Origin of the sequence: Nocardia sp. NPDC127526, assembly GCF_042672265.1 — a bacterium.
GTDB lineage: Bacteria > Actinomycetota > Actinomycetes > Mycobacteriales > Mycobacteriaceae > Nocardia.
Window position 1 is genome coordinate 1 of sequence record NZ_JBHXVO010000014.1, and the last position, 19,111, is coordinate 19,111.

The window sequence follows — 19,111 nt, forward strand, 5'->3', positions numbered from 1 at the left end:
CCTGGCGGGCCTGGTAGCCGATGCCCTGCGGATCGTCGCCCGGATTGAAGAACGCGCGCATGCGGTCGGAGCGGTAGCCCGCCGACAGCGGAATGACGAGGCGAATGAGGGCGCGAGCTATTGACTGCGCGCTCGGCTGCTCAGGACTTCTGCGCCTCATCCTGCGCGTGCTGGGCCTGGGCCAGCTGCGCCGGGGTGTAGCGCAGGGTGAGCGCGAGCAGGCCCATGACCGCCGTGCCGATCGCGCAGACCAGCAGCACCAGCGTGTACCCGCTGCCGAGCGCGTCGATCTGCAGCGGGGTCATATCGGCGGCCTTGCCATTGGTGCCGCCGAGCGACAGGGTGCGCGACAGTGCGACCGGGCTGAGCAGGCCGACCGCGAACGGGGTGCCCATATTCATGAACATCTGCCCGACCGCCGACAGCGGGCCGATATGGGCCATGTCCACACCGACCAGGACGCACAGCGGCAGGATCACGATGGCCATGCCCACCGAGAAACCCACCACCGACAGCAGAATCAGCAGGGTGGGCACGTACTGGGCCGAACCATCCAGTGTGGAACCGAAATACAGGCCGCAGGCCAGCAGGGTCGCGGCGCCGGCCAGCAGCCAGCGCGGCTGTGCGTACTGCACCGCCTTGGAGGCGACGGCGGTGCCCACACCCGCGCCGAGGGTGAACGGAATACTGGCCAGACCGGCCATGAGCGGGCTGTACCCGAGCACGTTCTGCAGGAACTGCGCCACGAAGAAGGTCGTCGCGCCCAGCACGCCGGAGGCCAGGAAGATCGCGACGAAGGAGATCACGCGGTCCCGGCTGTCGAACAGCGACCACGGCAGCAGCGGGTTGGCGACAGAGCGCTCGGCGAAGACGAAGACGATCAGCAGCGCCAGACCGCCGAGCAGCGAGCCCAGGATGACCGGGCTGTCCCAGCCCATCGACGGCCCCTCGGTCGCGCCGAAAACGATTGCGGCACAGGCCGCGGTTCCCAGCACCGCGCCTCGGACGTCGAGGCTGATCCGCTGGTGTTCGGTATCGCGCAGCTGATAGATCGCACCGATCACGATGAGAATGCCGATCGGCACGTTGATCCAGAAGATCCAGCGCCAATCCCATTCGGTCAGGGCGCCGCCGAGCACGAGGCCGCCCACCGATCCGATGCCCACCATGGATCCGAAGATGGCGACCGCCTGATTCCGCGCCGGCCCGGGCGCGAAGGTGCTCGCCACCAAGGCGAAAGCCGTCGGCGCGGCGATCGCCGCACCCGTCCCCTGCAGCGCGCGAGCCGCGATCAGCCAGGCCTCGTTCTGCGCCATACCGCACAGCGCCGAAGCCAGCGTGAACAGCGCGACGCCGAGAATCAGCATGCGCCGCCGCCCGAACGAGTCACCGAGCCGCCCGCCCAGGAGCATGAGCCCCGCGAACGGCAGACCGTACGCCGTGACGGTCCACGCGCTGCCCGCGCTGGACAGCCCCATCTCGTCCTGCAGCCGCGGCAGCGCCAGAATCATGACGGTGCCGTCGAGCACCACCATCAGCTGCAAACCGCTCAGTACGAGGATGGCGAGCCCGAACGCCCGCGTGGTCACCGGATACTGCATCGTCGCAGCGGGTTTCTCGAGCACCCCGCCACTGTAGTGGATGCCCTCTGCCCGCGAATCGCCGTCATTCGACACACCGCACCCGCACCGGTCATGCGACCACCCGGAATTGGTGGCGGTAGCCGCCGGGAAGCTCGCGGCACTCCCCCGCCGCCTCGCGAAACGCGTCCCGGCCCTGGGCGCGCGGCTACGATCGCTACATCACGGCAGGTGTCGCCGCGCGCTGCGAAGGAGTTGGCCGTGTCCGAGAAACCGCCACGCCTCACCATCTCCCTGCCCGTCTGCCTGGGGCTGCTGGCGGTCGCGGTCATCGAGCTCGTCATCGCCTGGATCATGGTCGCGACCGGTGCGCCGGATCTCGCGGTGGTGCTGGTGCTGCTGGTCGCGGTGGTCATCGGCACGGGCGGGCTGCTGGGCACGGCCCTCTGGCTCGCCCTGCGGCGCCGCTGAACCCGGATCAGCGCGGGCTCGCCGTGGCGGCCTCGCCGTCCGGCGCCCCGGCGGTGAAACCGGCGGTGGGGCCGATGACGATGATGGCGGGCGGGCGGATGCCCTCGGCGCGGACCTGCTCGGCCACGGTGGACAGGTCGGCGCGCACGATGCGCTGGGTGCGCAGGCTGCCTTCCTGGATCACGGTGACCGGGGTGTCGGCGGCGCGTCCGCCGTCCAGCAGGGCGGCGGCGAACTTGTCGATGCGCTCGACCGCCATGAGCAGGACGATGGTGCCGCGCAGGCGGGCCAGGGCCGGCCAGTCGACCAGCGAATCCGGGTGGTCGGGGGCGACATGGCCGGAGACGACCACGAATTCGTGGGTGACGCCGCGATGGGTGACCGGAATGCCGGCCAGGGCGGGCACCGAGATGGCGCTGGTGACGCCGGGGACGACGGTGACCGGAACACCGGCGTCGACGCAGGCTTCCAATTCCTCGTAGCCGCGGCCGAAGACATAGGGGTCGCCGCCCTTGAGGCGGACCACGAACTTCCCGGCTTTCGCGCCCTCGATCAGCGCGGCATTGATGGCCTCCTGCGCCATGGCCCGGCCGTAGGGGATCTTGGCGGCGTCGATCACCTCGACGTCCGGGCCGAGCTCGGCCAGCAGCTCCTGCGGGACGAGCCGGTCGGCGACAACGAGATTCGCGCGGGCCAGCAGGCGGCGGCCGCGCACGGTAATGAGATCCGGATCGCCCGGACCGCCGCCGACGAGCACGACGCCGGGGGTGACGGGAGCCGAATCATCGGTGACCACACCGGATTGCAGCGCTTCCAGCAGTGCGGTGCGGACCGCGGCCGAGCGGCGGTGCTGGCCGCCGGCCAGCACGCCGAGGGTCATGCCGTCGTAGCGGGCGGTCGCGGGGGTGACGGCCGTGCCCAGCCGGGCGGTGTCGGCGCGCACGCAGAACACGCGGCGGCGGGTGGCCTCGTCGACGACCGCGGCATTGGTCTCGGGCTCGTCGGTGCACGCCATGGCGTACCAGGCGCCGTCCAGATCGCCGTCGGCGTAGGGCCGCAACTCCAGGGTGATCTGCCCGGAGGTGGCCATGCCCTCGACCGCCGGGGTGGCCTCGCGGGTGACGACGTGCACGTCCGCGCCGGAGGCGATGAGCAGGCCGAGGCGGCGCTGGGCGACGGTTCCGCCGCCGACGACTACGACTCGGCGGCCGTTCAGATCGAGCCCGACCAGGTAGTTCGGGTCTCCAACGGGCTGGTCATCGGCTGCGGCTGACGTGTGTGGCACAAGAATTGAGCCTACGGGCTGGATCGGCGGGGGCATCAACCGCCCGGCGTCCGTGCGGCAACCGATAGAAACCTCACCGGGCCGTCCGGGCCGGAGCCCGCCGCCGCGGCTGCGCGGCACGCGGCCGGCGGGCGGCGGCGAGGATCAGATGCGGCTGTAGACCTTGGTCGGGGTGATGCGGACGATCACGCGCTCGGCGTCGTTGACCGAGGCGGGATTGAATTCGGCGTACTTCTTGCCGGTGAAGTGCAGGGCGGCGCGATCGGGAAGCTCACGGGCCGGATCGGGTTCGAGGGTCACCTTGCCGCGGATCTCGGCATAGACGAACGGCCGGTCCGGCGGCAGGATCAGGACGGTGGCGCGCGGGTCGCGGACCAGGTTCTTGTACTGCTGGCGGGACACCGTGGTGGAGTAGATCAGGTCCTGGCCGTCGCGGAGCAGCCAGACGACGGTGAGGTGCGGTTGGCCGTCGGCGCCGATGGTCGCCACGGTGGCGTAGACCTTCGATTCGTCGACGTACTTCTCGAGTTCCTCCGGGAGTGTGGTCACGCGTGGAGTGAACGCCGTGGTGCGCACGGAGATTCCCGGCGGAGCGTCGCGCCCGGGAAATCGGGTGCGGGATTCCTAAGCTCTGCTGGTATGACGCGTCATGCCGTGCTCAGGGTGCTTGTCGTCGCGCTCCTGGTGATGCTGCCGTGCGCCGGGACGGCGGGGGCCGAGGCGGCGGATCCGTATCGACCGGCTCCGGGGGTCGAGACAAGGTTCTCGCAACCGGGGCCGTGGGCGGTGGCGGCCGAAAAGGGTTTCGGCTGTTGCGATTCCACCGGCGCGGCCTATGACGTCTGGTATCCGGCGGAGCTGGGTGCGGGCGGGGTGCGGCATCCGATCATCACCTGGGGCGATGGGACCGATGCCGTGCCGGCGCAGTACGAGTACCTGCTGCGGCATTTCGCGTCGTGGGGGTTCGTGGTGATCGCCACCGAGAATCAGCAGACCGGGTCGGGGATCGATATCGCCGGGGCCGTGGACTATCTGCTGGGCAGGGCGGCCGATCCGGCGAGCGTGTTCCATGAGCGGCTGGATCCGAATGCCATTGGCGCGGTGGGGCATTCGCAGGGCGCGACCGGCGCGCTCAATGCCATGACCAATTCCGGCGGGCGGATCGAGACGGCGGTGCCGATCGAATTGCCCATCCAGATCCTGTGCTCGACCGGCGCCTGGTGCCCGGACACCTCGCGGCTGGTCGACGGGTCCGTTTTCCTGGTCAACGGCTCGGAGGATGTGTTCGTCGCGCCGTCGACGCAGCCGCTGCCGCCGCAACTGATCGGATTGCAGTCGATTCGGGCGTACTACGAGGCGATTCCGCCGGTGATCCCGAAGGTGTGGGGCACGCTCGTCGGACCGAATCACAATGACGTGCAGGGCCGGCCGGGATGCGCCGAGGCGTCCTGGCCCTGCACGACCGGGGTGTACGGATACCTCGGCTACCCCACCGCCTGGCTGGCCGCCCGACTGCTGGGCGACCAGGAGGCGCGGCAAGCCTTCGTGCCGGGATCCGGTGTGTTCTTCACACCGAATCCCAACTGGGTCAATCAGATCGGCAGTGCCACCGGTTAGCGCACGCCGGCGCCGGTGCGCGGGTAGTCCTGCACGAAGTGCACTTCCTGCTGGCGGACCGGTATCGAGTCGAGGTCGACCGCGTGCAGTGAAATCGTCACCGGGCGGCCTTCCAGTTCACCGGTCAGCGTCATGGAGTCCGGTGCGGGCCGTTCGTAGGTGAAGGTCGCCAAGGGCGCTTCGGCCTCGGGCGGGCTCAGCGTGATTCGATGCGCGCCCGCATCGATCTCGGCGCCGACCACCACCATCTCGTCGTTCATCCGCTGGTACACGGCCATGCCCGGATCTTCGAAGACCATTCGCCGCCAACGACTTTCATCGGTGAGCAGGGGCGCCACCGGCTGACCGTCGCGGGTGAATTCGGTGACCTCCCAGATGCCGTAGAGCTCCGACTTCGGCCGCCCGCTGCCCCATTGGGTCCAGCCCTCCCAGGTCGCCATGGCGAATCCGGCCGAGAACCAGAGCAGGAGCACCACCTGAACGGCCGCGATGATGCGGCGGCCACGGCGACTGTCGACCGGTTCGGGTGTGGTGGAGGGTCCGGCCGCGCCGCCCAGCAGCACCGCCGTCAGCCGCCGCGCCTCGGGAGCCAGCAGCACCAGGCCCAGCAACAGCAGGTGGAACGACAGCAGTTTGACCGGTACGTCGTAGGTCATGTTGAGGATGAATACCTGCGCCATGCTGATCAGGCTGACCAGCACACCCGCCAGGGCCGTGCGCGGCAGCAACAGCAGCACGCCGCCGGTGATCTCGGCGATGCCGAGCAGGCTCTCGTAGACCGGCGAGGCGCCGACCTGGGTCCACAGCACGGCCATCGGGGTGAACTCGCCGAACGGTTCCAGCAGGGTGACCAGCGACGGCTCCGGCATCTGCGCCGGAATGGCCTTGGCGAAGCCGTACAGCAGCATCTGACCGGCCAGCAGGATCCGGACGAACAGTAGGAACCAGCCCGCGAGTCGGCGGTATTCGCGGCGTTTGCGGTCCAGTGCGCTCCACACGATCGTGGCCGCCACGGCGGTGACGAAGAAGCAGAACACCAGGACCCACAGGTAGGTCTGGTCACCGCTGCCGGAGTCGGTGCGCAGGACGGCTTCGACATCGAAGACGGTGCGGCCCACCCACTCCACCAACGGGCTCGGGAAGTCCGCGTAGCCCCGGCCCCAGCTCTCGGGGACCCACTTGGTCAGTGGCCCGAGCAACGCCAGGATCGGCTGCGGATAGATCAGCAGGAACAGCCCGAAGTACACGAAACAGAACCGGAACAGGATGCGCAGCGCCGGGTTCCAGCGTCCCGGCCCTTCCGGAATCTCCGGTTCGAGGTCGATCGTCGCGTCCGCAGTCTGCACACTCATCCAAACCCCTCACGTCACATTTCCTCCGACGTTATGGAGTGCCGAGGCGTGCACGCATCAGACTCCAGAACGAATCTCGCATCCCCCTACGGAACTAATCGCCCCTGGGCGGTACGCGCGCAACATCAGGGTGGACAAGCGGAATCCCGCTGAACGGAACTGCTCGAATTCGACCCCGGAATTCCCTTCGCGAGCCAACTAGAACGAGTTACATTTCACTCAATTTCACTGCGTCAGGAGGACCAATGACGTCGGCCGACCCCAACCAGCGGCGGCAACTGACCACCAGCGAGCGCGACCTCGATGTGCTCACCGAGGAACTCACCGGATGGCTCGCCACCAAAGTCGACGCCGATGCGCCGCCGAAGGTCACCTCGCTGACCCGTCCGACGGCGGGCGGCATGTCCAGCACCACGCTGCTGTTCGAGGCCGAGTGGAGCGAGAACGGACAGCCCGCGGGCGGCTCCTTCGTGGCGCGCTTGGCGCCGGAGGACAGTTCCTTCCCGGTTTTCGAGAAATACGATCTGGCAACGCAATACGCCGTCATCGACGGCGTCGCCAAGGCCACCGATTTGCCGCTGCCGCCGCTGTGCTGGCTGGAGAACGACGAAACGGTGCTCGGGTCACCGTTCTTCGTCATGCGGCGGGTCGACGGGCGTGTGCCCGAGGACAATCCGCCGTACGTATTCCTGGGCTGGCTGTTCGATTCCACGCCCGAGGAGCGGTATCGGCTGACCCGCAATACCGTCGAGGTGATCGCCAAGATCCACGCCATCGAGAATCCGCTCGGGAAGTTCCCGATGCTGGACGGCGAGGGTTCGGCGCTGCGCCGGCATTTCGACGCCCAGAAGGCGTGGTACGACTGGGCGCTCGCGCGCGACGGCTTCCGTATTCCCTTGCTGGAGCGCGCCTTCGAACATCTGGAGGCCACCTGGCCCGCCGAGACCGAGACCGTGCTGAGCTGGGGTGACGCCCGGCCCGGCAATATCATCTTCGACGGTCACGACCCGGTGGCCGTGCTGGACTGGGAGATGGCCGCGCTCGGGCCGCGCGAGCTCGATATCGCCTGGACCATCCTGATCCACCGCTTCTTCCAGGACATCGCCACCCGCTTCGACCAGCCGGGCCTGCCCGATTACATGCGCCGCAGTCACGTCGAGGCGATGTACGAGGAATTCACCGGCCACAAGCCCGTCGACCTGGATTGGTATCTGCTCTACGCGGCGCTGCGGCACGGCATCGTCATGGGCCGCGTCAAGCGCCGCATGATCCATTTCGGCGAGGACACCGACACCGCCGACCGCGACGACTACGTCATGCACCGGCCACTGCTGGAAGCCCTGCTCGACGGCACCTACGCCTGGGATTGAGAGAACTGACCATGATCGGTCCACTGGACGAATACCCCATCCACCAGACCCCGCTGCCCATGGCGCGGGTCGGCACCAGCGATCGGAACTTCTACGACCGCAGCTATTTCAACGCCTGCGATCGCGACGGCGGCACCTTCCTGGTCACCGGGTTCGGCGTGTACCCGAACCTCGGGGTGATCGACGCCTTCGCCACCGTGCGCCGCGGGGATCAGCAGCGCGCGGTGCGGTTCTCCGATGCGCTCACCGAACGCAGCCTGGACACCAAGGTCGGCGGCTACCGCATCGAGATCGTGGAGCCCCTGCAGAAGCTTCGCGTCGTGTGCGAACACGAGGATCTGTCCTTCGACATGACCTGGGAGGGCGCCTTCCCCGTCGTGCAGGAGCAGCCGCACACCATCATCACCGGCCTGAACCGGCCCATAATCGACGCCCAGCGTTTCGCTCAGGTCGGTTCCTGGTCGGGCACCCTCGCCGTCGACGGGACCGACTTCACCGTCGACCCCGCCGTGTGGACCGGCACCCGCGACCGCTCCTGGGGCATCCGGCCCGTCGGCGACGGCGACCCGGCCGGACGCGTGGCCGACGAACCCTCCGAAGGGTTCTGGTGGCTCTACGTGCCGCTGCGCTTCGACGACTTCTCCATCATCGTCATCGTCCAGGAGGAGCCCAACGGCTTCCGCACCCTCAATGACGCCACCCGCATCTGGGCGGACGGGCGCATCGAGCAATTGGGCTGGCCGCGAGTGCATCTCACCTACAAGTCCGGCACCCGCATCCCCACCGCCCTGCGCCTGGAACTCACCACCCCCGACGGCAAACCCCTCGAAGTCGAAGTCGAGGCAGGCACCTTCGTGGCCCTGAACGTCGGCTGCGGCTACGGCGGCGACCCGGACTGGCTGCACGGCCAATGGAAGGGCCGCAACTGGTCCGAGAGCCGACTCTACGACCTCTCCGATCCCGCCCTGGCCGGCCGCATCCCCTTCGGCGTCATCGACCACGTCGGCAAGGCCCGCTGCAACGGCGCCGAAGGCTGGGGCCTGTTCGAACACGGCAGCCTCGGCCGCCACGACCCCACCGGCTTCGCCGACTGGGGCTCGGTCGCCCCCTGACTCCCCGTATCCGCGAATCACTTCCCTTGCAACCGTGATTCGCCCCGCCGCACCCGCCGGTACCAACCAGCCGGCGGGTGCGGCGGATTCGTTTCGCTAGTACCACAGGTAGTTCGCCACAGCCACCGCGCAGAGGTATTCACCGGGCAGGAACACCGCGAACCCCGCGCCGATCCCCCAGTACGGCGACCGGTCCAGCCGGCGCGCGACCCACCCCGATGCCCATGCGACGCCACCCGCGAGCGCCCAAACAACTATTGGAGATACCCAGAACTCCAACGGAATTCGCCGATAGCTCTGCACATCGTAGAGAAGGACGGACACCGCCGCCGCCACCAGGAACCCCACCGCGCCCATGACGAACCAGAGCGCCGCGAATCCCCGCCACCGGCTCTCCCCCTCGGTCGAATACACCACGACAGCAGCTTAGGTCTCGCCCCGTTCTCGAATCACCGCTGCCGCGACCGTGATCCCGGCGATCACCCGCTTGCGAACCACCAGCCGATCACTCCCCGCCGCGAGCAGTGCGGCCGCTTCCGCCACGCTGGGTGTGCCGATCGCTCGCGCGGTCCGCGCCGACGGCGTCGGGACCGCCACCGTTGCCAGCTCCTCGGGCGAGAACACCACCACCGGCACCCCGAGGTACTCCGCGGCGGCCGCGAGCCCCGGCTCTCCCGCCCGCCGATCCACCGACGTCAAACACCCGATATCCCTCTCCCCCACGGCTTCTCGCACCGCTGCCACAACCGCCTCGGGCGTCGCTCCGACCCGCATGCCCACCCCGACAGCCAGCTCACCCCGCACTCGCTCACCCGCCGCATCACCCACGACTCGAGTGTGCACCGACAATGCGCGATCGCGCCGCAACCTCATGAATCGCGTGTCCGGCCACGAAGTGATACCGCGCTCGGCGTCGAGCCGACGGCACATCCGGCGGCGCTGCAGCGGACAGCGCCCGGACATCGGCCGCCACATCGCGTACGTGCGGAGCCACCGCCACCGTGGCGATGCCGGTGGGGATCGCTGGCGTCCGGCGGGCGGGCACCCTCACACCAGGGCTGACACCCGAGCGAAATCGGTGGCGGCGGAGACGAAACGAGCCACGGCGGTGGGGTTGCCCGCCGGGTGGGTGTGCAGGTAGGAGGCGTGGACCCGGTGGGCGGCCGCGCCCTCGCGGACCGTTTCCCCGGACGGGGAACGCCAGGCCCAGGCGGGTGGGGCGGAGGCGGGTGCGGTGAGGCGGGTGCGGTGGAATTCGTGGCCGCGGACTCGTTCGCCGGGTTGCCAGAGTGGGGAGGCGGTGAGGGCTACGGCGTCTCGGTAGCCGAGGGTGAGGCGGGGGCCGAATTCGGCGTCGGCGTCGATTACTCCGGCCATGCGGTGGCCGTCGAGTGTGCGGGTGAGGTAGAGGAGGCCGGCGCATTCGGCGTGGACGGGCATGCCTGCGCGGGCGCGGTGGGCGATCGCTTCCAGGAGGGGGGTGTTGGCGGCCAGGTCGGCGGCGTGTTCTTCGGGGAAGCCGCCGGGGAGGACCAGGCCCGCTGTGCCGGAAGGCAGTTCATCGCGCAGGGGGTCGAAGGCTACTACGCGTGCGCCGGCTGCTCCGAGGAGTTCGCGGTGCTCGGCGTAGCCGAAGGTGAAGGCTGCGCCACCGGCTATGGCCACGACCGGACCGGCCGGCGAGAGACTCGTCGGCGCCGGGGCGGCTGCGACGGCTGCGCCTGCCTTTCCGTTCGGCGCGGAACTGGTCGATACGGCAGCCGCGGATCCGGTAGAGCCGTCGACCGGGTCCGCAGCGTGCAGTTCGTCGGCCGGGTTCCATTGCGGTCCTGCTGTACTCGAGGCGGCCAAGGCTACGATGGCGGGGAGGTCGATGTGTGCGGTGACCAGTTCGGTCATGGCGTCGGTGGCGGCGTGGGCGGCGGTGCCGTGTTCTACTGCGGGGATCAAGCCGAGATGGCGTGAGGGGACCGCCAATTCGGCCATGCGCGGGAGAGCGCCCAGGACGGGGAGGCCGACTCGGGCGCAGGCGGCGCGGAGGACCTGTTCGTGGCGTTCGCTGCCGACGCGGTTGAGAATTACTCCGCCGAGGCGGATTCCGGTGTCGAAGGTGGCGAAACCGTGCAGGAGGGCGGCGAGGCTCTGGCTGTGGCCGCGGGCGTCGACGACCAGGATGACGGGGGCGCCGAGCATGGCCGCGATCTGGGCGGTGGAGCCTTCGGCGACGGGGGCGGTGTTGTTTTCGTCGATACGGCCGTCGAACAAGCCCATGACGCCTTCGACCACGGCGATATCGCAGCCCCGGCTGCCGTGCCGGTACAGCGGGACCACCCGCTCCGCGCCGACCAGGACCGGGTCGAGGTTGCGGCCGGGGCGGCCGGCGGCGAGGCCGTGGTAGCCGGGGTCGATGTAGTCCGGCCCCACCTTGAACGGCGCGACCCGATGTCCGGCCCGCCGCAGCGCGCCGATCAAACCGGTGGCGAGGGTGGTCTTGCCGCTGCCCGAAGCCGGGGCGGCGATCACCACCGCGGGCACACTCACCATTCGATGCCCCGCTGGCCCTTGCGGCCCGCGTCCATGGGGTGCTTCACCTTGGTCATCTCGGTGACCAGGTCGGCGGCGTCGATGAGTGCTTGCGGGGCATCACGACCCGTGATCACGACATGTTGGTTGCCGGGGCGGTTGCGCAGGGTTTCGACGACCTCGTCGACATCGACCCAGCCCCACTTCATCGGGTAGGTGAACTCGTCGAGGACGTAGAAACGGTGTTGTTCGGCGGCAAGGCGACGCGCGATCTCCTGCCAGCCCGCCAGGGCGGCTGCGGCGTGGTCCTCATCGGTGCCGTGCTTGCGGGTCCACGACCAACCCTCGCCCATCTTGTGCCATTCGACTGCGCCGCCCGCACCCTTTTCCTCGTGCAGCTGACCGAGGGTGCGGAAGGTGGCTTCTTCGCCCACTTTCCATTTCGCGCTCTTCACGAATTGGAAGACCGCGATGTCGAAGCCCTGGTTCCAGGCGCGCAGGGCCATGCCGAAGGCGGCGGTGGATTTGCCCTTGCCGGGGCCGGTGTGCACCGCCAGGACCGGCTGATTGCGCCGTTGCCGAGTCGTGAGTCCGTCGTCGGGAATGCTTTCCGGCAGCGGAACACCCTTGGGCATCGAACGAGCTCCTTTCACCGCGCGGCCTGCTCTGGCCACTCGCCCCCAACGGTGCCATACCGGGGGCGCGGCGCCACCGGCGGGCGTGGCTGGGCGCGGGGTGCGGAGCGCTCGGGTCCGCGCGGTGCGGAGCGCTCAGGTCAGAGCGTGCGCGATCGCCGAGAAGATCCGCCCGATGCCGGCACCGACTGCGTGTAGCACGCCGGGCGTCACGGCCTCGGCCGCGCCCATCACGGCCTCACCGGCCACATCCCCACCGGCTTCGGCCACCTCTCTGCGGCGGCGTGACCTGTTGCGACGAAAGATCCCCATACCGTTCAGACGAATCGGGGGGTCGGGGAGTTCCATCCAGGAACGCTCGTGGCTGTGTTTAATTTGCCTCCGCTTCGCTCCGGCGGGGTTCGGGGCCTGACGGTCTCGATTTTTCCCTCCCTCCGCGCACGCCGGAGCTCCTCCGCTTCGCTCCCCCGCTCCGACGCACGCTCCACTCAGTCCAAAATCGAGACGGCCCCGAACCCACACAGCGAGTCCACCAACTGTCATCCCTACAGTTCATTGCCAGTTCGCCTGCGGCGGACGGGGCCGGATAGACCAACCCGGTCACCGCATAAGGGGATCGCCTGCGGCGGACGGGGCCGGATAGACCAACCCGGTCACCGCATAAGGGGATCGCCTACGGCGGACGGGAGCGGATAGACCAACCCGGTCACCGCATAAGGGGATCGCCTGCGGCGGACGGGGCCGGATAGACCAACCCGGTCACCGCATAAGGGGGTCGCCTGCGGCGGACGGGAGCGGATAGACCAACCCGGTCACCGCATATGGGGATCGCCTGCGGCGGACGGGAGCGGATAGACCTCCCTGTGTCGGTTGAACGGGTGGGGTGTGTCGTCGGTGCCGGGGGTGGTGGACGGGGTCAGGCTGCGTTGGTGGCTCGGACTAGTCCTGCTACGGCGTCGCCGGTTAGTTCGGATAGTTGCAGGTAGCCGGCGCGTAGTTCGGTGGCCAGGTCGCGGGCTAGGCCGAGGCGGATCATGCCGCGTTCACAGTCGACGACCATGGCGGTGATGGAGTCGGCGGCGAGGAGGCGGGCGGCGGCGCGGGCGCGGGGGACGGGGTCGGGGCCGCCGGTGGCTCGGCCGTCGGTGAGCATGACCAGGAGTGGGCGGCGGTGGGGGTCGCGGGCTCGCTCTCGGCGGAGGACTTCTCGGGCCTTCAGGAGGCCTTGGGCCAGCGGGGTTTTGCCGCCGGTGCGCATGTCGCTCAGGCGGCGGACCGCTATGTCTACCGAGGACGTGGGTGGGAGAACGAGTTCGGCGTCCTGGCCTCGGACGGTGATCACCGCTACCTTGTCGCGGCTTTGGTAGGCGTCGCGGAGCAAGGCGATTACTGCGCCGGTGACCGCGGAGAGGCGGTCGCGGGAGGCCATGGAGCCGGAGGCGTCCACGACGAAGACGACCAGGTTTCCTTCGCGCCCTTCGCGATACGCGCCGCGCAGGTCGCCGGGGGCGAATTCCAGTGGTCCGGTCGAGCGGCCGCGGGCGCGCTGGTGGGGGGCCGCGGCGAAGATGGTGCCGAGCAGGTGCAGGCCGGTGCCGGTCTCGGCGATGGCGCGCACGACGCGGCCGTTGCGGGTGCGGGCGCGGGAGCGGCGGCCGGGGGCGCCTTCGCCGATGCCGGGGACCTCCCAGCGGGGCGGCTTGGCGATCGACCGGGTGGGTGCGGCGGTACGGCCCTCGCGGGCGGGGCGGCCCTGCGCGTCGGACTCGCCCCGCGAATCAGGCTCGCCCCGGGAGTCGGGTTTGTTGGACGAATCCTGGCTGCTGCCAGTGGAATTCGGATCGCCTGTCGAATCCGACCCGGCGGGGTCGCTGGAGTGCGGCGTATCCGGTCCATGCCGGGTGGACGACGATTCGGGCGAATCCGCTCCTCCCCCAGGCGAATCGGGTCCGCCGTCGGGGTCGTCGTCCGGCCCCTGCGAGCCGTCCTCGGTCAGGTGCTGCGGCCCCGCATCGTCCTGCGGGACCGCTTCACCTTTTCCCAGGTCGTCGGCACCGCCGTCCTGCTGCTCGGCCCGCGCGGCTTCCTCGGCCGCCTGCTGCATGGCGTCGTCGAGTTGTTCCTCGCTGATTCCCGGCTCGTCGAAGGGATCTCGGCGGCGGCGGTGCGGGAGGGCCAGTTCGGCTGCGATCCGGACGTCGGCCTCGGTCACCTCGGCGCTGCCCCGCCACGCGGCGTGGGCGGTGGCGGTGCGGGCCACGACCAGGTCGGCGCGCATGCCGTCGACGTCGAAAGCTGCGCACAGGGCGGCGATTCGGCGGAGTTCCACATTGTCGAGTTCGACATCGGCGAGCCGGTCGCGGGCGGTCAGGATGCGTTCCGCGACATCGCGATCGGCGGCGGCGTAGCGGGCGGCGAAGGCGGCCGGATCGGCTTCGTAGTCGAGGCGGCGGCGGACGACCGCCATGCGCACGTCCACGTCCCGGGAGGCGACGACGTCGACCGTCAGGCCGAAGCGGTCGAGGAGCTGGGGGCGGAGTTCGCCTTCTTCCGGGTTCATGGTGCCGACGAGCACGAATCGCGCGGGGTGCGAATGGGATACGCCGTCGCGTTCGATGTGCACCCGGCCCATGGCGGCCGCATCGAGGAGCACGTCCACCAGATGGTCGTGCAGCAGGTTCACTTCGTCCACGTACAGCACGCCGTGGTGCGCCGCGGCCAGCAGACCGGGTTTGAACGCCTGCTCCCCGTCGCGCAGCACCCGTTCCAGGTCCAGGGAGCCCACGACGCGGTCCTCGGTGGCGCCGACCGGCAGCTCCACCAGCCGCGCGGGACGCGCGCCGCTCTCGTCCACGACCGGCGGCAGCAGCTGCGCGAGCGCACGCACCACGGTCGACTTGGCGGTGCCCTTCTCGCCGCGCACCAGCACGCCGCCGATGCCGGGATGCACCGCACACAGGATCAACGCCAGCTGCAACCGCTCCTGCCCGACGACCGCCGAGAACGGGAACCCGGCCTCATCACCGGACGACCCGCCCGCGCGCACGGATTCGGAATACGGAGCCACAGAGGAAACGGACACGCCCCCAACTCTATGCGCGCCGCTCATGGCGGCCTTCGCTACCCCAGCCGTCAAAGCCGCCCCCTCGTCATCCCGGCATGCTTTTGGCCGGGATCTCACCCAGCGTGGTGGATTCCGGCCAAAAGCGCGCCGGAATGACGAGGACGGCGCCGGTATGACGAGGACGGCCCCGGAACGACGAGGACGACGCTGGTATGACGAGGACGACGCTGGTATGACGAGGACGGCGCCGGAAAAGGTCGCGCCCGCCGTGGTGATCCACAGCGGGCGCGATGACGAGCCGATCAGCCTCGGCGCATCGGAACGTGCGGGATGCCGTCGTCCATGAATTCCTCGCCGTCGACCTTGAAGCCGTGCTTGGCGTACATGTCGGCCAGGTAGCTCTGAGCGTTCAGGCGCACGGTCGCCGAGCCGGCCTCGGCCAGGGCGGCCTGGAGCACACGGTTGGAGTAGCCGTGGCCGCGCGCGGACGGGGTGGTGCACACGCGGCCGATGCGGAAGGACTTCACGCCGTTCTCGTGTTCCTCGAGCAGGCGCAGGGTGCACACGATGTCACCCTCGTCGTCGAGCCAGAAGTGGCGGGTTTCCGGGAGCAGGTCGAAGCCGTCGAGTTCCGGGTAGGCGCATTTCTGCTCGACGACGAACACCTCGACGCGCAGTTTCAACAGCTTGTACAGCGTCGCGGTGTCGAGATCTTCGGCCCACGACCTTTTGAGAGCAACCGTTGACATCATCGATTGTTGCTATCACAACTACGCGTGAGAAGAAACCCCGGCGTGCTTCGGCGTGTTGGTTCCGTCCAGGTGCAGCGCCTTGTTGGACCAGTCCCAGACCTCCTGGAACAGCGCCTGATTCTCGGACAGCTTCACACCCAGCGAGGGCACCATCTGCTTGAGTTTCGGCTCCCAGCCATCGAATTCGCGCGGGAAGCACTTCTTCATGACATCGAGCATGGCGCTCACACAGGTGGACGCGCCCGGGGACGCGCCGAGCAGACCGGCAATGGTGCCGTCCTCGGCCGCCACGACCGCGGTGCCCAGTTCCAGCACGCCGCCCGCGCCCTTGCGGCGGATGACCTGCACACGCTGGCCGGCGATGATCAGATCCCAGTCGTGGCCGTCGGCGCGCGGGATGAACTCCTCCATCACGCCCACCCGGCCGGCCTGCGACTTGAGCAGCTCGGAGACCAGGTAGTTGACCAGACCCATCTCGGTGACGCCGACGCCGAGCATGGAGAACAGGTTGTTCGGCTTGACCGACTTGATGAGGTCGGTCAGCTTGCCGTCCTTGAGGAACTTCGGCGTCCAGCCGGCGTACGGGCCGAACAGCAGGCCGCGCTCACCATTGATGACGCGAGTGTCCAAGTGCGGCACCGACATCGGCGGCGCGCCGACCGAAGCCTGGCCGTACACCTTGGCCTCGTGCTGGGCGATCAGGTCCGGGTTGGTGCAGCGCAGGAACAGGCCCGACACCGGGAAACCGCCGAAACCGGAGATCTCCTTGATGCCCGACTTCTGCAGCAGCGGCAGCGCGCCGCCGCCCGCGCCGACGAACACGAACTTGGACTTGATGACCCGCACCTTGCCATTGCGCAGGTTGCGGACCTTGACCATCCAGGAGCCGTCGGACTGCTTGGTCAGATCCTTGACCTCGTGCCCGAAGGCGATATCCGCACCGGACGCGCCGAGGTAGGCGAGCAGCTCCTTGGTGAGCTCGCCGAAGTCGATATCGGTGCCGGACTCGGTCCAGTTCAGCGAGACCGGATCGGAGAAGTCGCGGCCCTTGGCCATGAGCGGTAGTCGCCGCGTGAACTCGTCGGCGTCGTCGATGAACTCCATGCCCTGGAACAGCGGATGCCGCGACAGCGCCTCGTAGCGCTTGCGCAGGTACTCCACGCCGGCCGCGCCGTGGGTGAAGCTCACGTGCGGAATCGGGTTGATGAAGTTCGACGGGTTGGCCAGCACGCCGTTCTCGACCGCGTAGGACCAGAACTGGCGCGACACCTGGAAGCGCTCGTTGATGTCGACGGCCTTGGTGATCTCGACCTCGCCCTTGGCGTTCTGCGGCGTGTAGTTCAGCTCGCACAGCGCGGAGTGGCCGGTGCCGGCGTTGTTCCACGGGTCGCTGGACTCGGCGGCGGCAGCGTCGAGCCGCTCGAAGAGGGTGATCGACCAATCGGGCTGCACCTGTCGAAGCAGTGCGCCGAGGGTGGCACTCATGATGCCGGCACCGATGAGGACTACATCGGTCTTTTCAATCGTGGCAGCGTTCGACACGGCGTTGATCGACTTCCTTGTCTTTGTATGGCAACCCAGCGGCGCTTAGGTTACCCGTCGTTCACCTAAGACCGATTGTGCCCCTGGACACGTGGAAATCCCGCAACGAAAAGGCCGAATGTGAGAGATACCTCCACACGCCATCTCGGGACGGCGGCGTTAGCCTTGGGCATGTGAGCTCCGATACGTCGTCCACCGCGACCACCTCCGCCCCCGCGCAGGCCACGGGTTCCTGGCAGCCCGATGTGCTCGGAGCGGACTATCAGCAACTGACCATCCCGCTGGGCCCGGACCCCGACGGCGAGGGCGATGTGGCGGGCACGCTGGTGCGCTACGCGCCCGCCGAACGCCCGACCGTGACCCGGGCCGTGCTGTACGTGCACGGGTTCACCGACTACTTCTTCCAGGAGCACCTGGCCCAGCACATGGCCGCGCGCGGGTACGCCTTCTACGCGCTGGATCTGCGCAAGTGCGGGCGTTCCTCGCGGGCCGGGCAAACCCCGCACTATGTCAGCGATCTGGCGCTCTACGACGCCGAGTTGAATCGCTCGCTGGAGATCGTGCGGGAGGAGACCGGGCTGCCGGTGCTGGTCATGGGGCATTCGACCGGCGGGCTGGTGACCTCGCTGTGGCTCAACCGCCTCAATTCGGCGGGCGGCACGCGCGCGCAGGGCATTACCGGGCTGGTGCTCAACAGCCCCTGGTTCGACCTGCAGGGGCCGGCGTACTACCGCTCGGTGGGCACGGCGCTGATTCACGGCATCGGCCGGTTGAGCGCCATGACCAAGCTGCCGCTGGGCGTCATCTCCACCTATGGCGACAGCCTGCATCACACCGCCTCCGGTGAATGGGATTACAACCTGGACTGGAAACCGTTGACCGGCTTCCCGGTTCACGCCGGCTGGCTGCGCGCCATCCGTCGCGGGCACGCCCGCGTGCATCAGGGCCTGGATGTCGGCGTGCCCACGCTGGTGCTGCGGTCCAAGATCACCAAGTTCATGAGCAAGTACGGTCCGGCCGCCGATGTGTCCGATGTGGTGCTCGATGTGCGCCAGATTCAGCGCTGGTCGGGCTGCCTCGGCGATCGCACCAATATCGTCCCCATCGAAGGCGCACGTCACGACGTGTTCCTGTCGTCGGAGAAGCCGCGCACCGAGGCGTTCGCCGAGTTGGATTCCTGGCTGGAGTGGCTGTCGGCTACGTCACCAGAAGCTGGTGCGTAGCACGATCTCGGTGGCCAGCTCGCTGCCGGCTTCGGTGGCCACGTCCGCGACATCGACCGGCACCAGCCGGAATTCGCCGTAGACGTGGCGGCCGGAGGCTTCGGCGAGCTCCGGCGGCAGCCGCTTGGTGGCCAGCAGGGTGGTGGGGATCTCCACCGGCGGGCAGCTGGAATCCGCGATGGTCCCGTCCGCGCCGGGGGTGGCGGGATGGCCGCTACCGGCGGCGATGAGGCTCATGAACCGGCCGAAGCCGCGCGCGGCCAGCTGCCAGGCCAGCGCCGCGCCGGCGCCGCAGCCGACCAGATTGGCCCAGGGCACGCGCAGTTCGTCGAGGATGGCGAAGACCGTCGTGGTGTCGAGACCCTCCGCGGTCTCGATGACGATGGTGCGCAAATCCGAGGTCTGCAGCCGGGCGCAGACCTCGTCGTACACGTCGGCCGGATCGCCCGCATCGGGTAGCAGGACCACGTGGTGCCGGGATTCATTGCCTCCGACCCGCACGGTCCATACGCGGTCACCGACCGTGATCCGCCGAGATTCCATATCGAATTACGCTACACGGCCGCCGGAGGTCCCCGGCGGGAG

General features: G+C 68.9%; 18 protein-coding genes. 5 read left to right on the forward strand and 13 right to left on the reverse strand.

Translation table 11 applies throughout. The annotated features are described in order from the left end of the window. Positions 1-140: 140 nt before the first annotated feature. Positions 141-1,601 (reverse strand): MFS transporter, encoded by a 1,461-nt coding sequence (locus tag ACFVIV_RS22180; protein WP_379199397.1) that lies wholly within the window; start codon positions 1,599-1,601, stop codon positions 141-143. Between the two features lie 240 nt (positions 1,602-1,841). Here ACFVIV_RS22180 and ACFVIV_RS22185 point away from each other — a divergent pair, with 240 nt between their 5' ends. Next, positions 1,842-2,051, forward strand: coding sequence for a hypothetical protein (locus ACFVIV_RS22185; protein ID WP_379199170.1), 210 nt, complete (start codon positions 1,842-1,844; stop codon positions 2,049-2,051). A 7-nt stretch (positions 2,052-2,058) separates the two neighbouring features. Here the strand turns inward: ACFVIV_RS22185 and cobA are convergent, their stop codons facing one another. Both cobA and ACFVIV_RS22195 read right to left on the reverse strand, forming a co-directional pair. Further along, on the reverse strand, positions 2,059-3,372 hold the full coding sequence (gene cobA / locus ACFVIV_RS22190) for a uroporphyrinogen-III C-methyltransferase (protein ID WP_379199171.1): 1,314 nt from the start codon (positions 3,370-3,372) through the stop codon (positions 2,059-2,061). Positions 3,373-3,480: 108 nt separating this feature from the next. Then, on the reverse strand, positions 3,481-3,885 hold the full coding sequence (locus ACFVIV_RS22195; RefSeq protein ID WP_379199173.1) for a PPOX class F420-dependent oxidoreductase: 405 nt from the start codon (positions 3,883-3,885) through the stop codon (positions 3,481-3,483). 90 nt (positions 3,886-3,975) lie between these two features. Here ACFVIV_RS22195 and ACFVIV_RS22200 point away from each other — a divergent pair, with 90 nt between their 5' ends. Next, on the forward strand, positions 3,976-4,953 hold the full coding sequence (locus tag ACFVIV_RS22200; RefSeq protein ID WP_379199175.1) for a hypothetical protein: 978 nt from the start codon (positions 3,976-3,978) through the stop codon (positions 4,951-4,953). Here the strand turns inward: ACFVIV_RS22200 and ACFVIV_RS22205 are convergent. Next, positions 4,950-6,305 (reverse strand): DoxX family protein, encoded by a 1,356-nt coding sequence (locus tag ACFVIV_RS22205; RefSeq protein WP_379199177.1) that lies wholly within the window; start codon positions 6,303-6,305, stop codon positions 4,950-4,952. The two genes, ACFVIV_RS22200 and ACFVIV_RS22205, sit on opposite strands and share 4 nt — an antisense overlap. A gap of 245 nt (positions 6,306-6,550) precedes the next feature. Here ACFVIV_RS22205 and ACFVIV_RS22210 point away from each other — a divergent pair, with 245 nt between their 5' ends. Together ACFVIV_RS22210 and ACFVIV_RS22215 are read left to right on the forward strand one after the other, a co-directional pair. Beyond that, entirely contained in the window at positions 6,551-7,675 is a 1,125-nt protein-coding gene (locus ACFVIV_RS22210) for a phosphotransferase family protein (protein ID WP_379199179.1), read from the forward strand. An 11-nt stretch (positions 7,676-7,686) separates the two neighbouring features. Further along, on the forward strand, positions 7,687-8,787 hold the full coding sequence (locus tag ACFVIV_RS22215; RefSeq protein ID WP_379199181.1) for a hypothetical protein: 1,101 nt from the start codon (positions 7,687-7,689) through the stop codon (positions 8,785-8,787). A gap of 96 nt (positions 8,788-8,883) precedes the next feature. On the opposite strand, the gene ACFVIV_RS22220 is transcribed toward ACFVIV_RS22215, so the two are convergent. The 8 genes from ACFVIV_RS22220 to mqo all read right to left on the reverse strand — a co-directional run bounded on the left by ACFVIV_RS22220 (position 8,884) and on the right by mqo (position 17,303). Continuing rightward, entirely contained in the window at positions 8,884-9,204 is a 321-nt protein-coding gene (locus ACFVIV_RS22220; RefSeq protein WP_379199183.1) for a hypothetical protein, read from the reverse strand. Positions 9,205-9,213: 9 nt separating this feature from the next. Further along, positions 9,214-9,615: a cobalamin biosynthesis protein gene (locus tag ACFVIV_RS22225; RefSeq protein WP_379199185.1), complete on the reverse strand. Its 402-nt coding sequence runs from the start codon at positions 9,613-9,615 to the stop codon at positions 9,214-9,216. Positions 9,616-9,834: 219 nt separating this feature from the next. After that, positions 9,835-11,331 (reverse strand): cobyrinate a,c-diamide synthase, encoded by a 1,497-nt coding sequence (locus tag ACFVIV_RS22230; RefSeq protein ID WP_379199187.1) that lies wholly within the window; start codon positions 11,329-11,331, stop codon positions 9,835-9,837. Then, the gene (gene cobO / locus ACFVIV_RS22235; RefSeq protein WP_379199189.1) at positions 11,325-11,945 is read right to left on the reverse strand and encodes a cob(I)yrinic acid a,c-diamide adenosyltransferase; all 621 of its coding nucleotides are present in this window, start codon (positions 11,943-11,945) and stop codon (positions 11,325-11,327) included. Before cobO ends, ACFVIV_RS22230 begins: the two co-directional genes overlap by 7 nt. A gap of 135 nt (positions 11,946-12,080) precedes the next feature. Continuing rightward, entirely contained in the window at positions 12,081-12,293 is a 213-nt protein-coding gene (locus ACFVIV_RS22240; RefSeq protein ID WP_379199191.1) for a hypothetical protein, read from the reverse strand. Positions 12,294-12,861: 568 nt separating this feature from the next. Then, entirely contained in the window at positions 12,862-14,991 is a 2,130-nt protein-coding gene (locus ACFVIV_RS22245; RefSeq protein WP_379199399.1) for a magnesium chelatase subunit D family protein, read from the reverse strand. A gap of 320 nt (positions 14,992-15,311) precedes the next feature. After that, positions 15,312-15,761 carry a GNAT family N-acetyltransferase gene (locus ACFVIV_RS22250; protein WP_379199193.1) on the reverse strand — a complete coding sequence of 150 codons (450 nt, stop codon included), beginning with the start codon at positions 15,759-15,761 and terminating at the stop codon, positions 15,312-15,314. Between the two features lie 18 nt (positions 15,762-15,779). Next, positions 15,780-17,303 (reverse strand): malate dehydrogenase (quinone), encoded by a 1,524-nt coding sequence (mqo, locus tag ACFVIV_RS22255; protein ID WP_379199195.1) that lies wholly within the window; start codon positions 17,301-17,303, stop codon positions 15,780-15,782. A gap of 173 nt (positions 17,304-17,476) precedes the next feature. Here mqo and ACFVIV_RS22260 point away from each other — a divergent pair, with 173 nt between their 5' ends. Further along, on the forward strand, positions 17,477-18,526 hold the full coding sequence (locus ACFVIV_RS22260; RefSeq protein ID WP_379199196.1) for an alpha/beta hydrolase: 1,050 nt from the start codon (positions 17,477-17,479) through the stop codon (positions 18,524-18,526). On the opposite strand, the gene ACFVIV_RS22265 is transcribed toward ACFVIV_RS22260, so the two are convergent. Next, on the reverse strand, positions 18,506-19,069 hold the full coding sequence (locus tag ACFVIV_RS22265) for an alpha/beta hydrolase (protein WP_379199198.1): 564 nt from the start codon (positions 19,067-19,069) through the stop codon (positions 18,506-18,508). The genes ACFVIV_RS22260 and ACFVIV_RS22265 overlap by 21 nt on opposite strands. Positions 19,070-19,111 lie beyond the last annotated feature (42 nt).